This window comes from Leminorella richardii, assembly GCF_900478135.1.
In the GTDB taxonomy this organism is placed as follows: domain Bacteria; phylum Pseudomonadota; class Gammaproteobacteria; order Enterobacterales; family Enterobacteriaceae; genus Leminorella; species Leminorella richardii.
The window spans coordinates 121461-137362 of record NZ_LS483470.1; the positions used below are offsets into that span (position 1 = coordinate 121461).

At 53.1% G+C, this 15902-nt stretch carries 12 protein-coding genes; 8 read left to right on the forward strand and 4 right to left on the reverse strand.

Features of this window, described 5'->3' with window-relative positions; translation table 11 throughout:
• Positions 1 to 351: 351 nt before the first annotated feature.
• Both metF and DQM29_RS00535 read left to right on the forward strand, forming a co-directional pair.
• Positions 352 to 1239 carry a methylenetetrahydrofolate reductase gene (gene metF, locus DQM29_RS00530; protein WP_111738816.1) on the forward strand — a complete coding sequence of 296 codons (888 nt, stop codon included), beginning with the start codon at positions 352 to 354 and terminating at the stop codon, positions 1237 to 1239.
• Between the two features lie 154 nt (positions 1240 to 1393).
• Positions 1394 to 2239 carry a DUF1444 family protein gene (locus tag DQM29_RS00535; protein ID WP_111738817.1) on the forward strand — a complete coding sequence of 282 codons (846 nt, stop codon included), beginning with the start codon at positions 1394 to 1396 and terminating at the stop codon, positions 2237 to 2239.
• Between the two features lie 72 nt (positions 2240 to 2311).
• Here the strand turns inward: DQM29_RS00535 and DQM29_RS00540 are convergent, their stop codons facing one another.
• Positions 2312 to 2794 carry a metal-dependent hydrolase gene (locus DQM29_RS00540; RefSeq protein WP_111738818.1) on the reverse strand — a complete coding sequence of 161 codons (483 nt, stop codon included), beginning with the start codon at positions 2792 to 2794 and terminating at the stop codon, positions 2312 to 2314.
• Between the two features lie 96 nt (positions 2795 to 2890).
• On the opposite strand from DQM29_RS00540, the gene DQM29_RS00545 reads away from it, so the two are divergent.
• On the forward strand, positions 2891 to 3928 hold the full coding sequence (locus DQM29_RS00545; protein ID WP_111738819.1) for a ParB N-terminal domain-containing protein: 1038 nt from the start codon (positions 2891 to 2893) through the stop codon (positions 3926 to 3928).
• A 42-nt stretch (positions 3929 to 3970) separates the two neighbouring features.
• Here DQM29_RS00545 and ppc read toward each other — a convergent pair whose 3' ends face one another.
• The gene (gene ppc, locus DQM29_RS00550) at positions 3971 to 6607 is read right to left on the reverse strand and encodes a phosphoenolpyruvate carboxylase (RefSeq protein ID WP_111738820.1); all 2637 of its coding nucleotides are present in this window, start codon (positions 6605 to 6607) and stop codon (positions 3971 to 3973) included.
• Positions 6608 to 6874: 267 nt separating this feature from the next.
• On the reverse strand, positions 6875 to 8005 hold the full coding sequence (argE, locus tag DQM29_RS00555) for an acetylornithine deacetylase (RefSeq protein WP_232054939.1): 1131 nt from the start codon (positions 8003 to 8005) through the stop codon (positions 6875 to 6877).
• A 199-nt stretch (positions 8006 to 8204) separates the two neighbouring features.
• Between argE and argC the strand changes: the two genes are divergently transcribed.
• The 3 genes from argC to argH all read left to right on the forward strand — a co-directional run bounded on the left by argC (position 8205) and on the right by argH (position 11536).
• Positions 8205 to 9209, forward strand: coding sequence for an N-acetyl-gamma-glutamyl-phosphate reductase (gene argC / locus DQM29_RS00560; protein WP_111738822.1), 1005 nt, complete (start codon positions 8205 to 8207; stop codon positions 9207 to 9209).
• 10 nt (positions 9210 to 9219) lie between these two features.
• Positions 9220 to 9993 (forward strand): acetylglutamate kinase, encoded by a 774-nt coding sequence (gene argB, locus DQM29_RS00565; protein WP_111738823.1) that lies wholly within the window; start codon positions 9220 to 9222, stop codon positions 9991 to 9993.
• A gap of 166 nt (positions 9994 to 10159) precedes the next feature.
• Positions 10160 to 11536, forward strand: a complete 1377-nt coding sequence (argH, locus tag DQM29_RS00570; RefSeq protein ID WP_111738824.1) for an argininosuccinate lyase — start codon at positions 10160 to 10162, stop codon at positions 11534 to 11536.
• Between the two features lie 107 nt (positions 11537 to 11643).
• On the opposite strand, the gene DQM29_RS00575 is transcribed toward argH, so the two are convergent.
• Entirely contained in the window at positions 11644 to 11886 is a 243-nt protein-coding gene (locus tag DQM29_RS00575) for a hypothetical protein (RefSeq protein ID WP_111738825.1), read from the reverse strand.
• Positions 11887 to 12704: 818 nt separating this feature from the next.
• On the opposite strand from DQM29_RS00575, the gene DQM29_RS00585 reads away from it, so the two are divergent.
• A complete protein-coding gene (locus tag DQM29_RS00585) occupies positions 12705 to 15389 on the forward strand; it encodes an autotransporter outer membrane beta-barrel domain-containing protein (protein WP_111738827.1) in 2685 nt (894 codons plus the stop codon).
• 146 nt (positions 15390 to 15535) lie between these two features.
• Positions 15536 to 15895 carry a copper-binding protein gene (locus tag DQM29_RS00590; protein WP_170126463.1) on the forward strand — a complete coding sequence of 120 codons (360 nt, stop codon included), beginning with the start codon at positions 15536 to 15538 and terminating at the stop codon, positions 15893 to 15895.
• Positions 15896 to 15902 lie beyond the last annotated feature (7 nt).

Here is a 15902-nt window from a genome sequence, read left to right on the forward strand (position 1 = left end):
CGTTGCCAAAACGTCGGGCGTTTTTTATTTATTCCAGTGAATCGCGATTTTAGTGTTGACAGCTTCGGCAACTTCGGTCATCTTATTTAGATGTTTAGACGTCTAAACGTTCAGAAGTATATACCCTAAATAATTCGAGTTACATGAAGGCGGCAAGAGAGAGACAAATTCGTCGGGAACGAATTTACTCCGCCGAAGGCGGACCTCCGGTGAGAGGCAGGAGCCTCTCATCAATCCCTAGGAGCGTACATAAGTACGTGACTGGGGTGAACGAGCGCAGCCAACGCGCAGGCAGCTCGAAGTATGACGGGTATAACTACAGCAAACACGACAAAAACAGGGTGAACGGATATGAGCTTTTTTCATGCTAATCAGCGGGAAGCGTTAAATCAAAGTCTGGCAGAAGTGAACGGCCAGATTAACGTCTCTTTTGAGTTTTTTCCGCCGAGCACGCCGGAAATGGAGCAGACGCTGTGGCAGTCTATCGATCGTCTGAAGACGCTGAAGCCAAAGTTCGTCTCAGTAACCTACGGCGCTAACTCCGGCGAGCGTGACCGCACCCACGGCATTATCAAAGGTATTAAAGATAAAACCGGGCTGGACGCCGCACCGCATTTGACCTGTATCGACGCCTCCCGCGAGCAGCTGCTGGATATTGCTAAAGACTACTGGAACAGCGGCATTCGCCACATCGTTGCGCTGCGCGGCGATCTTCCTCAGGGCGGCGGTAAGCCGGACATGTACGCCGCCGATCTGGTTGAGCTGCTTAGAGGCGTTGGCGATTTCGATATTTCTGTCGCCGCGTATCCGGAAGTGCATCCTGAGGCGAAAAGCGCTCAGGCAGATTTGATTAACCTCAAGCGTAAAGTGGACGCCGGAGCCAACCGGGCGATTACACAGTTCTTTTTTGACGTGGAAAGCTACCTGCGTTTTCGCGATCGCTGCGTAGCAACCGGTATTGACGTTGAAATCGTGCCGGGCATTCTGCCAGTATCTAATTTTAAGCAGCTTCAGCGCTTCGCCACCATGACGAACGTGCGCGTGCCGCAGTGGATGAGTCAAATGTTTGCAGGGCTGGACGATGATTTGGAAACACGCAAGCTGGTGGGCGCGTCCATCGCTATGGACATGGTAAAAATTCTCTGCCGCGAAGGCGTGAAGGACTTCCACTTCTATACCCTGAATCGGGCCGAGCTGAGCTATGCGATTTGCCATACGCTGGGGGTAAGACCGGCTTAGGACATTTTTTTATTATTTCACGAGAAACTATTTTGCTATATTTACGCGGCGCTTTCCCTAAATGGAAGCGCCGCGCGCTTTTGAGAAAAACGTAGTCAACAAGAGCCGAGGCGTCTAACGGTAAGCATCTCCCCCAAAGAAAGGAATCAGGCAAATGATAAAGTGGCTAGGTGGTCTGTTTGGTAAAAAATCAGCGATGTCCTATGCGGATTTCACTGATTATTTCGTTCGCGCGCTGCGCGAGGCTCAGCCGGAGCTGGAGGTTACGGCAGTTGCAGAAGGCGAAATCCGTATTGAAAACGATCGGACGTATTTTGTTATGCATCTTGATAACGCATTTGCCCACTACAATACGCATCCTAAGACCCTTGAGGGAGTCGCTGAGATGTTTGTGAAATCTGCCGTTCAGGCGCTGGAGCCTGAAAGCTCAGAGCTACAGGCCGATTCGTACATTATTCCCGTTATAAAAGATAAAGGCTGGTTGGATGACGTTCGCCAGCAGCTAAGCCAGCTTGAGCCGGATCCTGTCGCACTGGAAGAGTCATTAGACTACGCCTATGAGGTCTACAACGACGAGCTGTTGGTAGTTTACGCAGAAGACCGCAATGAGAGTATGCGCTACTTAATGCGCAGCGAAATCGAGGCCCGGGGGCTTTCCTTTGATGAGCTGAGAGCGTTGGCGATAAATAACCTACAGCAGGTCGTGCAGGAAATCGGCGTTCAGCATACTGAGAAGTTCTCCATTGTTTCGGCAGGGGCAACCTACGAAGCCAGCGTGCTGCTGATGGACGAGCTGTGGGATGATGAGCGCTTTGCTCCTGGTGAAGGCGATCTGCTGGTGGCGATCCCCAATCGCAGCACGCTGATGTTTACGCGCAACGAGTCTGAGAAGGTTGAAGCCATGCGCCTGATGGCGGAAGTGGTGTATAAGAGCGGTGAATATTCTCTGACCGACCGACTGTTTGTCCGCCGCGACGGCAAGTTTATACCCTTCGACTAAAACGCAGGCAGGCGCCGCCGTGATTATTCCCGGCGGCGCTTTCTTTTAGGCGACGGAAAAAGCGGCCGCGCGCTACCGCCATCGCCAGACCGCTGCGCTCACCAGAATCACCTCCAGCGCAAACGACCAGTTTAAAATAAAGTTTAGCCACCATGGATGGTACATGGCCTCAATATGAAAGAGAGAATATGGCTGGTCGACAAAAGGCATCAGCCACCAAATGTTACCAACAACGCTGTCTAATAGCAGGTGGACAGCACCGTTAAGGCAAAACACTACCGCCAATAGCGCTGTTGACTTCCTTGATGCCAAACTCAGCCAGACTAAGGCTAGCGTCAGTAGACCAAACCACAGGATAGGGAAATGAGTCACATAGGTATGGTGCTGATGGAGACGATGGTCGATCAGATAGAAATAGAACAGATCGAAATCCGGCGCGATTGCACCCAGCATGCACGCGACTAGAATGCGCTTTGCTTGGGGCTCGGAGGCGTTGAATGCTTTTATCAGCGCAGTGCCGATGAGGTAACCGGTGGGAAGATGAGCAATAAACATAGTATCCTTACCGTATTGTTTTATCGTTTCTTGATTCACTTTAACTGGGGTGAGTGAAGTTCAGGTGAACAGCGAACGTAAACAGCGAGGTCTAAGATGGTGCACGGCTGGTGGCAGGACATTCAGGATCCAGCCCAGCGATGGCAGGGATTGGAGCTGACGGTAGGTGCAGGCGGAAACGGTCAGCGAACGCTGGAAATGGTGAGTGGTCACCGAGGCCGCATGTCGCTATGGATGGGCGGTGAGCCGCTGCTTTGGGCTACTGTGTTGGAAGACCATTCCGGCGTTTGGCTGATCGTTAATCAAGAGCATCCAGGGCAGTTTGAGCTGCTGCCTCATGTGACTTCCGCTGACGTTGAGGCGGCCAAGCGCGCTGGGGCGGGTGGCAGGCTTGCCTGGTGGAGCCGCTATTTTGCCCAGCGTTTAGCGTCTTCGACATCCCCAATGCTGCCAGCGCGGTGCTGGCGGCTGCTTCCTATGCTCTATCGTCCTCCTTCTGCACCTTGTAAATTGGGTCAGATTCAGTCAGTCGAGCACTGGTGTTTTCATTCTCCTTCGCTTTCCTCTCCGCCCGGCTTTAGCTGGACGCTTTACGGTGAAGACTTTCCCGACTTGCTCAATCGGGAACGAGTAAGCCTGATAGACTGGTGGTGGAACGGTTATCTGCTGCGAGGCCGCTATGCCGTTAATCCTGACGACAGTCGTCTTAAGTGGTGGCGCAAAAAGTGCCGCGAAGGCAGCCTGCCGCCGGTGCTGGTGTGGTATATCACCGGGCTGGCGTCATACGTTATTCTGGACGGCCACTGCCGTCTACAGGCCGCGATTGAAGAGGGCATACCCCCTGATTTTCTGGTGCTCACCGAACTGGTGGAAAAGAACGTCTCTCCCGATCCTGAGCGGCGGGATCGCATCGTTAAGTCCATTGAACAGCGGCTGAGAGATAAGCCAGACACTAACATCGTCAATATTAATCAGGTGCTGATAGGCCAGTATAACGACCGCTACAGCTATGAGACGACCCATAGCCGCGCTATTTTGGGCAGCGGTGACGAGTGGGAGCGCGAGGTGCGGGGATATTTACAGCGACACGGGCTGGATGACTTTGTTAAGCAGGTTATCAATCGAATCGAGTAGGCCGCTCCCCGGAGCGGCCTTTCAATATGATACAGCGTTACGCTAGCCGGTATTGCGCATCCCTGCCGCGATACCAGCGATAGTGACCATCAGCGCCTGTTCGACGCGCGGATCCGGCGTCTCCTGCTGGCGGGAGCGCTGCAGCAGTTCAACCTGCAGCACGTTCAGCGGATCGGTGTAGATATTGCGCAGTGAAATAGATTCGGCGATCCACGGCAGCTTTTCCAGCAGCGTCTGGTCGTGAGAAAGAGTGAGCGCCACTTTGATGTCTTCTTCCAACTGGGCTCGTAGCCGCTGCCCCAGATGCCATAGGTTCTTATCCACCAGCCTCAGGTCGTAGTATTCTGCCAGCCACAGGTCGGCTTTGGCGTAGACCATTTCCAGCATGTTGATGCGGGTGTTGAAGAACGGCCAGTCGCGGCACATGGCCTCCAGCTCCTGCTGCCTGCCGTTTTCAATGGCGTGACGCAGCGCGGCGCCCGCACCCAGCCAGGCGGGGAGCATTAGGCGGTTTTGTGTCCAGGCGAAAATCCAGGGGATGGCGCGCAGGCTTTCAACGCCGCCTTTGGGATTACGCTTGGCCGGGCGGGAGCCAAGAGGAAGCTTGCTGAGCTCCTGTTCCGGCGTGGCCGAGCGGAAGTAAGGAACGAAGTCCGGCTCTTCGCGCACAATACGGCGGTACTCATTGCAGGAGTAAGCTGACAGTTCATCCATGATCGTGCGCCACTCTGGCTTTGGATCTGGCGGTGGCAGCAGGTTGGCTTCCAGAATGGCGCTGGCGTAGTTGGTCAGGCTAGCGACGGTGACTTCCGGTAGGCCAAACTTAAAGCGGATCATCTCCCCCTGTTCGGTAACGCGCAGGCCGCCTTTTAGCGAACCCGGCGGCTGGGACAGCAGCGCGTCGTGAGCCGGCGCGCCGCCGCGGCCAATAGTGCCGCCTCGTCCGTGGAACAGCGTGAGCTCAACGTTGAACGACTCACAGGTCTTAATCAGCGCTTCCTGAGCGTAATACTGCGCCCAAGAGGCGGCCAGTACCCCGGCATCTTTGGAGGAGTCTGAATAGCCAATCATGATCATTTGCCTGCCGCCGATGAAACTGCGGTACCAGTCGATATTCAGCAACTGAGTCATGACGTCGTTAGCGTTGTTCAGGTCTTCTAGCGTTTCAAACAGCGGGCAGACCGGCAGAGCGAAGTCGCATCCTGCTTCTTTTAGCAGCAGGTGCACCGCCAGCACGTCTGACGGCGTGCGCGCCATAGAGATCACATAGGCGGCGATAGAGCCTTTAGGGGCGTTGGCGATAACGCGACAGGTGTCGAGAATTTCCTGAGTTTCCGCGCTAGGCTGCCAGTCGCGGGGCAGCAGCGGTCGGCGAGACTGAAGCTCTCTAACTAAAAACGCCTGCTTCTCCTGCTCTGACCAACTGTCGTAGTCGCCGATCTCCAGATACTTGGTCAGCTCGGCAAGGGCATCGCTGTGGCGGGTGCTTTCCTGACGGATGTCGATACGCACCAGCGGCAGGCCGAAGCAGCCAATGCGGCGTAGAGTGTCCAGCAGCTGGCCGTTAGCGATAATGCTCATGCCGCAGGCTTTTAGAGACTGATAGCAGGCATACAGCGGCTCCCAAAGCTGCTCGTTGTGAACCAGCAGGTCATCTGGGCGAGTTGCACGCTCGCCGTTAACGCAGGCAGTCAGGTAAGCGTGGGTTGACGTTAGCTGGGCGCGAAGCTTCTTCATCAGCTCTCGATACGGCTCTTGTACTTCGTCACCGCCTGCCATGGTGCGCAGCTCTGGCGTACAGTCGGTCATCGACAGTTCAGAGACCAGTACCTGTACGTCTTTCAGGAACAGTTCGGCGGCCTTCCAGCGGCCGTACAGCATAACGTGCTCGGTAATTTTCGCCGTGACGTTAGGGTTACCGTCGCGATCGCCGCCCATCCAGGAGGTAAAGCGCACCGGTACCGCTTCTACCGACAGATGTTGGTCAAAGGCATCGACCAGTTGGTCGTTAAAGGCGCGCATAAAGGCGGGAACGCCTTCCCACAGGCTATTTTCCACCACGGCAAAGCCCCATTTGGCTTCGTCGATTGGCGTTGGCCTGATTTTGCGAATTTCGTCGGTATGCCACGACTGTGCCACCAGTTGACGCAGGCGGCGCATAATTTTGTCGCGCTCGTAGTCCGCCAGATCGTTGTGATCCAGCTGGCTCAGGCAGTTGTTGACCTCAACCAGCTTGTGGATCATGGTGCGACGGGCGATTTCCGTCGGGTGAGCGGTGAGTACCAGCTCGATAGACAGCTGCTCGATGGCCTTTTTGATGCCGGCATCGTCGATGCGCTGTTCCCTCAGGCGGCGAAACAGCGTAGCAAACGCTTCTGGGTTATTTGCGGCTTCACCGTGGGAAGAAATCGTATGGTACTGCTCTGCGGTGTTGGCAAAGTTAAGGAACTGGTTGAATGCCTTGGCAACGGGTAAAAGCTGTTCATTAGACAGGTTTTGCAGCGTTGACAGTAAAGCCTGGCGGTTGGCCTCGTTGCCCGCTCTGGATGATTTCGACAGTTTACGGATGCTTTCTACCCGATCGAGGATATCCTCTCCCAGCGCGTCTTTTATCGTATCGCCAAGTAGAGTGCCGAGCATGCTGACGTTGCTTCGCATTGCGGAATATTGTTCGTTCATCTGTCTCCTGCCCGGTTATGGTGTTGAGATTTATTGGTGACGTCGAGCTGTTGTACTGCTTCGTTCGAGGCGTGTTGCTTGCCGCGCTATGCGGCCTATTCTGACCGCTAAAGTTAGAGTTGTATCACACAAAAGGCGTATTTCCACCCCTTAGTTGAATCCTTTAAGCATTTCTTATCTGTGCGGTGGGTTAACAAAAAAATCTACTGACCAAGGCGGGATGGAAAAAAGGGTCTACTCGCCTGAAAGGCGAGTAGAGGGTGACAGTTAGGCTGCGCGGCAGAAGTGGTGAATCAGCTGGGTTAACAGGGCGCGCGTGGGCTGAATAAAGGATGTCGCGAGATATTCATCCGGCTGGTGCGCCTGTTCAATGGAGCCCGGGCCAAGCACCAGCGTAGGACACATCTGCTGAAGGAAAGGGGCTTCCGTACAGTAGCTGACGGTTTCAGCGCGATCGCCCACCAGCTTTTCTACTACGCCTATCAGCGGTGAGTGCACTGGGCACTCATAGCCGGGGATGGCGGCGTGCAGCGGCGCGATGCTGACGCGCCCCGGCCATCTCTGGCTAACGGGTGCCAGAGTTTGCTGAACGAGCTCCTCAATGGACTCTAGCGTCATGCCGGGCAGCGGGCGCACGTCAAAGTGCAGCTCGCAGCAGGCACAAATGCGGTTTGGCGCGTCGCCGCCGTGAACGTGACCAAAGTTCATGGTGGGATAAGAAACGGCGAAGGACGGGCTGTGGTAGTTCTCTTTTAGCCGATCGCGAAGCTGCATAAGCCTGCCGATGGCGTCGTGCATGATTTCAATGGCGTTAACGCCGCGCTCTGGATCGCTAGAGTGGCCGGACTGCCCAGTGATGCGCACGGCGTCCGCCATGTGGCCTTTATGGGCGCGTACGGGTTTGAGAGAGGTAGGCTCGCCGATGATTGCGCACTCAGGGCGAATGGCTGAGGTGGCTGAAAAGTAGCGGGCTCCGGCCATTGAAGTTTCTTCATCGGCTGTAGCCAACACATACAGCGGATGAGTCAGCTTGCTAAGGTCAATATCCCTCAGCGCGTCGAGAATAAAGGCGAAGAAGCCTTTCATATCCGCAGTGCCCAGACCGTAGAGTTTGTTGTCGAACTCGGTCAGCGTAAAAGGATCTCGGCTCCAGCGCCCGTCGTCAAACGGCACCGTGTCGGTGTGCCCGGTTAGCAGTAGTCCACCAGAGCCCTCACCGATAGAGGCCAGCAGGTTGTACTTGTTGCGCGTTTCGGGCACGGGCTGTACGTCAACCCGAAAGCCCAGTGAAGCAAACCAGTCGGCTAACAGATTGATGAGTTTCTCGTTGCTTTGGTCGAGCGCCGCGTCGGTAGCGCTGATGCTGGGCGTTGCGATCAGCTGGCGATAGATTTCCATAAATGAAGGGAGCTGGTTATTCACTGTTGGCCGCCTTTGGAGATGTTATTTAAATATAAATTCATTTTAATTGCATAAAAATACAATAAACTGTTGTTTAAGAGAACAGAATTTCGTACCTTAAGCGTCATTGGGTTCACATTACAGGATGCGCGTCGCGATTGCCAAAGGGTTCGAATGCGCAAATGGGGCAATTTCTATGCTTAAAGCCATGATTGTTGGAGCAAGTGGATACACCGGCGCGGAGCTGGCTGGCTATTTACGGCGCCATCCGAACGTCCAGTTAGAAAGCCTTTGGGTATCAGCCCAGAGCGCTGATGCGGGGAAAAAGATTTCTGACCTGCACGCTCAGCTTAAGGGGCAGGTCGACTTACCACTCAACCCGCTGGTTAACGTTGCCGAGGCGGTACAGGGTATTGATGTTGTCTTTTTAGCGACGGCTCACGAAGTCAGTCACGATCTGGCGCCGCAGTTTCTGGCTGCGGGCTGTACGGTGTTTGATCTGTCAGGGGCGTTTAGGGTGAATCAGCCCGAGTTCTATACTCAATATTACGGCTTTACCCATCAGCACAGTGAACTGCTGGCAGAGGCGGTTTACGGCCTGGCTGAGTGGCAGGCGGAGAGCATCAAACAGGCTCGGCTGGTTGCAGTGGCGGGCTGTTATCCAACAGCGTCTCAGCTGGCGCTTAAGCCGCTGGTGGAAGCAGGATTATTGGATGAAGGGCAGTGGCCGGTCATTAACGCTGTTAGCGGTGTCAGCGGTGCCGGGCGTAAGGCCAGCATGACGACCAGCTTCTGTGAAGTGACGCTGCAGCCCTACGGTGTGTTTACCCATCGCCATCAGCCGGAAATTGCGTCACACCTGGGTATTCCGGTGATTTTCACCCCCCATTTGGGCAATTTCCCTCGGGGCATTCTGGCGACCATCACCTGCCGCCTTAAGCCGGGCATCAGTGAAGCGGCGGTCAGAGAGGCGTTTTCTCAGGCCTATTGCGATAAGCCGCTGGTACGGATCTATGAGAAAGGCCTTCCGGCATTAAAATCGGTTATTTATCAGCCGTTCTGTGATATCGGCCTAGCGGTAGAGGGTCAGCATCTGATTGTGGTGGCAGCGGAAGACAACTTGTTAAAGGGCGCGGCGGCTCAGGCTGTACAGTGCATGAATTTGCGTTTTGGCTTTGATGAAACACAGTCCTTACTGTAGGGAGAAGGCGATGAATCCGTTAATTATCAAACTCGGCGGCGCTCTGTTGGACAGCGATGAGGCGATGGCTCGACTATTTTGCGCGCTGGCAGCCTACCGGCAAGAGCATCAGCGCGAGCTGGTGATTGTGCACGGCGGCGGCTGTGTGGTGGACGAACTGATGAAAAAGCTGGCGCTGCCTGTGGTGCGTCGCAACGGGCTCAGGGTGACGCCTGCCGATCAGATTGGCACTATTACTGGCGCGCTAGCCGGTACGGCGAACAAAACCCTACAGGCCGCTGCCAGAAAGCACGGCATTGAAGCCGTTGGTCTGTGTCTTGCAGATGGCAATATGGTGGAAGTGCGCAGGCTGTCTGACGATCTTGGTCACGTAGGCGAAGCGGCCGCCGGTAGTAAAGCGTTAATCCAAACTCTGCTGGCAGGGGGCTTTTTGCCGATTGTCAGCTCTATCGGTATTACCCCTGAGGGGGAGCTGATGAATGTCAACGCCGATCAGGCGGCGACAGCGCTGGCTGCAACGCTAGGGGCTGATTTAGTACTGCTTTCTGACGTCAGCGGTATTCTGGACGGCAAAGGCCAACGGATCCCAGAAATGACGGCGGCAAAGGCTGAACAGCTGATTGAGCAGGGCATTATTACTGATGGAATGGTGGTGAAAGTCAATGCGGCGCTGGACGCTGCTCGGGCGCTTGGTCGGCCGGTAGACATCGCCAGCTGGCGTCACGCGGAGCAGCTGCCCGAGCTGTTTAACGGTGTGCCAGTGGGAACCCGAATTCTGGCGTAAACGGTACCGCCTTGAATCAGTTAAAGAAGAAGTGAGAAAGCGATTAACGTTTTCTCGTGAAGACGTTATGCTTTAGGCGAATAAACATCGGCATAGCGGCCGGAAAAAATCAACAGAAGCCCGGGGCGATAGTGACTATCGCCCCGGTTTTTAGGAGTAGAAAGCGATGGCATTGTGGGGCGGCAGATTTAGTCAGGCGGCGGACGACCGCTTTAAGCAGTTCAATGATTCTCTACCTTTTGACTACCGTTTGGCTGAACAGGACATTATTGGCTCAGTCGCGTGGTCCAAGGCGCTGGTGACGGTGAACGTGCTTAGCGCACAGGAACAGGCAGCACTTGAGGCTGCGCTTAATGAACTTCTAGCGGAAGTGCGCAGCGCACCAGAAGCGATTTTGAGCAGCGATGCGGAAGATATTCACAGCTGGGTTGAGCAGAAGCTGATTGGCCAAGTCGGCGATCTGGGCAAGAAGCTGCACACCGGACGCAGCCGCAATGACCAAGTCGCCACTGACCTGAAGCTCTGGTGTAAAGGCGAAGTGGAAGTGCTTCTGGCGGCAGTGAGAGAGCTGCAGCAGGCTCTGGTGCTAACCGCTGAGCAAAATCAAGACGCAGTTATGCCCGGCTATACCCATCTTCAACGGGCTCAGCCAGTGACGTTTGCTCACTGGAGCCTAGCCTACGTAGAGATGCTGGCGCGCGACGAAAGCCGCCTTCAGGACGCTTTCAACCGTATGAACACTAGCCCGCTGGGCGCAGGCGCTTTAGCGGGAACCGCCTATCCTATCGATCGCGACCAGTTAGCTGGCTGGCTGGGCTTTAGCGCAGCGACCCGAAATAGCCTGGACAGCGTGTCCGATCGCGACCACGTGTTGGAGCTGCTGTCTATTGCTTCTATCAGCATGATCCACCTGTCGCGTTTTGCAGAAGACATGATTTTCTTCAACAGCGGCGAATCCGGCTTTATTGAGCTGTCTGATCGCGTGACTTCCGGCTCTTCCCTGATGCCGCAGAAGAAAAACCCGGATGCCCTAGAGCTGATCCGCGGCAAGTGTGGCCGCGTACAGGGCGCTTTGACCGGCATAATGATGACTCTGAAAGGCTTACCGCTGGCCTACAACAAGGACATGCAGGAAGACAAAGAAGGCATTTTCGACGCGCTGGACACTTGGCTAGACTGCCTGCACATGGCTGCGCTGGTGCTGGACGGCATTCAGGTGCGCCGTCCGCGCTGTCAGGAAGCCGCTCAGCAGGGCTATGCTAACGCCACCGAGCTGGCCGACTATCTGGTAGCCAAAGGCATCCCGTTCCGCGAGGCGCACCATATTGTCGGTGCAGCGGTGCTTGGTGCCATTCAACAAGGCAAAGCGCTTGAGGCGCTATCCCTTGAAACCCTTAAAGCGTTTAGTCCGGTGATTGAAGAGGACGTTTACCCGGCTCTGTCGCTCGCATCCTGCCTTGAAAAGCGCTGTGCCAAGGGTGGCGTCGCGCCGTCGCAAGTGGCGTTTGCTATTGCCGATGCGAAAGGGCGCTTGGGGATGTAGCACGCGCTCAGCGTTTAGCGCAGTTGGGCGGTGGGGGGAGAAGCCCACCGCCTTTTTTATTTGCAGAGCGCGTTGAGTTTGTTCAGCCCTTTATCTTTGAGTAAGGGCTACTGCTTTTTATTGCACAGGATGAGCTGACCGGGCGAAAGCTCCGGCGCAACGCCGTCTTTTAACACCGCCCAATTGAAGTAGTTGGGCTCTTTCTCCATATTTTTCAAGCGTTGGCCGTGATACTGCGCTTGGAGTCGTTGGTAGATTTTTCTGTAGACGTCATCAACGATGCCCTCTTTTTCCTGTTTAAAAAAATCTGCATCAATAAGCGGGCGAGGTATCGACTGTTCGACAGTCACAATAGTGCGATCGCCGTCTTTTCTTTCTGAGCGAATCCGATAGGTAATGTTTTTATACAGATGTTGGCTGAGGTCGTAGTACTCACTGTTGGGAGATAGAGGGTTGTTTTCCAGTGGGTAAGCTTATCAAGACCTATTTCGCACCTTGCCGATACGCTAGGTGATAGCCTTTTGGGGTTACGATCGTTTATGTAGGCCATCACTTTCTCTCCCGCGCTTTGTTCACAGCCTGAAAGAGAAACTCCGGTAAAAAAAATAAAGAGAGTGAGTCTTTTTCTCATCATGACGTTTTTATTGAAACCCTGTCGGTAGCCTTCTTGAAGGTCAAGGCAATACTATAAAATAACGCTATGCTGTTTTTATAGACTTTTTTAGCCAATGCCGGGTTTACCAACGTGTTCTATTTTAAAAATTAAGCATTTATTTTTGTAATATGAAATAGGCGTTACTATTAGCTTGTTATTTTAAGACACCGTTTTGTAATAAATAAAAATACGATATCACTATCATTTATATGAAAAATAATTAAGAAAGGTTTCCACCATTGATTTAATGGGTAACTCATTCAGAAAAATCTCAATATAGTAACTAATATTTATTATACCTATGAGTTATTTTATCTATTTTGGCACTTTAATTCTTTATAAATTAATGCATTACATTCTTTCTGCTAAATTAGTTTTATAACGGCATTGAATATCGATTAACAACGCATTACGATCGAAACGACTTAAAATTTCCTAATGCCGATCTTAAACTCTAATTAAGGTCAGAATGGGCATATTGTTCTTTTGCTACAGGAATGTAGGAGTTTTCTCATGGAAAAAAAACAGCGGAGCCTTTCTAAACTGGCACTTGTCGTTTCTTTATCAATTGGCGCTGGGGCGTACTCCAGCACTGCGGCAGCTGATATCTGTACAGACTCAGTCGATTCAAACGGTAAGAAACATTTAAGCTGTACTTCAACAATTTATTACTACAACCCAGGCGATCACGCGGGCATGCAGCTGTCTGAATATGACAGCGTGACCGTTGTAACGACGACTGGCGCTTCTACTTCCCCCCTGCAAGGCTGGGCAGTATACGGCAATAGCAGCACTTATAACTTCAAAGAGTTGAACCTCGAAACGGTTGGTTCAAAATCTGATGGCATTGTGACGAAAAACGGCGCCAGTAATATTACTATCGACAAGCTGAAGATCAGAACGACGGGCTCTTCCGCTGACGGTATTAACGTTGGGAAAGAGAGCAACGGCACGATCGTGACGGTTGGCGATAATGCCGATATCGACACTAAGGGCATGGGGGTTCGGGCGAACTCTTCGGCTAACGGTGCGGGTGAAAACCTGATTGTTATTGGTAAAAGTGCATTTATTACTTCACGTGAAAACGGAAGTAACACAGAGTTCGGTTCTTATGAGTTTGGTACTGGCTATGCTGTTTATGCGGGTAACACTAACTCTGCGGCAACCGGCGAGGCCAGAGTCGTTCTTGGCGACAATAGCACCATTACTTCTTTAGGGAATAATGCACACGCTGTTTATGCCAACAAGGGTGGCGTGATTGAGCTAGGCTCAACAACCATCACAGCAACGGGCACCGGTTCACACGGTATCTATGCCGAAGCTGGCAGCAAGAAAGTGGCTGGCGTAACGGCGACAGTGGGGAGTAAAGTTTACCTCGCAGGCGACACAGCGATTACTATTGATAGAAACGGCACTAAGTTTGCTATTTACGCCAAGGGTGTTGATTCGCTAGTCTCTTCTTCTGATCGCCTATCTGGTTCAGATACTTCAGGTATCTTCACCATTGATGGCAATCTTAAGGCGGACAATAAGGGTACCGTCGATCTGCGGATGACTGACGGTAGTAGCTTCACTGGGATGGCGACGTCAAACCAGTATGACAGCAGCGGCGTTGCTAATACTACAACTGACGGCATTATCAATCTGTCTATTTCTGGCGCCAACAGCGTCTGGAACATGACAGAGAACTCTGTCGTGTCGGACTTAACGCTGACTGGCGCAACGCTGAAATACGTCGAGCCTGCGGATTTAACTGACCCAACCGCGTTTGTGCCTAAGAACCTTATCGTTGCGGGTAACTATGCCTCTAATAACGGCGTGCTGGTGCTTAACACCGTACTGGAAGACGATACGTCCGCGACAGATAAACTGATTGTAAAAGGCGATACCTCTGGCCATACCGACGTGAAAATCGTCAATATTGGCGGTAACGGTGCGCTGACGACCCAGGGTATTGAAATTGTTCAGGTTGAAGGTAACTCTGTCGGTACGTTCGGCAATAGCCAGCGTATCGTTGCGGGCGCGTTTGACTACTTCGTACGTTCAGGTAGCACTATCACCGGCGCCGATGCGAATAACTGGTATCTGATTTCTGACTATAGCCCGACCGATCCAGGTCCTGACCCCGATCCAGACCCAGATCCGGATCCAGAACCAGGGCCTGATCCAGACCCAGATCCAGGGCCAGACCCCGATCCGGATCCGGAAATCGTGAAGCCGGTGAACCCTGTGTATCGTCCGGAAGCCGGCAGCTATTTAGCGAACCTGGCCGCGTCGAATACGATGTTTATTACCCGGCTGCACGACCGTCTGGGTGAAACTCAGTACACTGATGCCTTAACCGGTGAAAAACGCGTTACCAGCATGTGGATGCGTCATGTGGGCGGCCAGAACCGTTTCTCTGACGGTAGCCGCCAGTTGAGAACGACGTCTAACCGCTATGTGATGCAGCTTGGTGGCGATCTTGCCCAGTGGAGCACTGACGGTTTGGATCGCTGGCATGTGGGTTTGATGGCGGGCTACGCCAACAACCATAACCACACCAAGTCGAAAGTGACGGGTTATACCTCTAAAGGCAGCGTAGACGGCTACAGCGTTGGCCTTTACGGCACGTGGTACGCTAATCGCGAAGATAAAACCGGTACCTATATTGATACCTGGCTGATGTACAGCTGGTTTGACAACGAAGTCAAAGGGCAGCAGTTGGCAAACGAGTCGTATAAGTCACGCGGTGCAACGGCGTCTATCGAAGGCGGCTACAGCTTTAAGCTGGGCGCCAGCGAGCGCGCTACCTACTGGATCCAGCCGAAGGCTCAGGTTATCTGGATGGGCGTTGATGCTAAGAACCACACCGAAAACGGCGGCACTCGCGTAACGAGCGAAACCAACGACAACGTGATGACTCGCCTAGGCGTTCGCGGCTATGCAAACGGCCACAGCGAGCTGGACGACGGTAAAAACCGCGAGTTCGAGCCTTTCGTTGAACTGAACTGGATCCACAATACCGAGAACTACACGGTGAAAATGAACCAGTACAAGAGCAGCCAGAGCGGAGCCAGAAACCTTGGCGAAGTCAAAATGGGTGTGGAAGGCAAGCTGAATAATAATCTGACGAGCTGGGTCAACGTCGGCTATCAGTTTGGCGATCATGCCTACAATGATACTCAGGCGATGGTGGGTGTTAAATATAGCTTCTAAGCTATCATTCGGATATTAATGAAAAGCGTCTGCCATTCGGTGGGCGCTTTTTTTTATTTACCCCACTTTTATCAAATAATTCTCATTACTATCTGTGTATGATGTCAAATCACTGTGCTTTATTTATCGACATCGGGGCGTTAACTATGAAAAAGTCGTTGACCGTTTTATCCGCACTTTTGGCCTTTACGCTGACCGCGGCGGGGCAGGCCAGCGCACACGAAGGGCACGCTGCCCACAGTGGCAGCATGAACAGTAGTGCACAATCGTCTGAACAGGAGCGCCATTACACTAAGGGTGTTGTCAAACAGGTGGATGCCTCCAGAGGGCTGATTATCATTCATCACCCACCGATCGAGAGCCTGGACTGGGAGGAAATGACCATGCCGTTTCCTATCGTTAATAAAGGCATGCTTCAGGGCATTAAGGTAGACGATAAGGTAGAGCTGGAACTTATTATGCCAAACGACGTAGCGACGATAGATAAAATCACTGTTGTGAACTGAGTCTAGA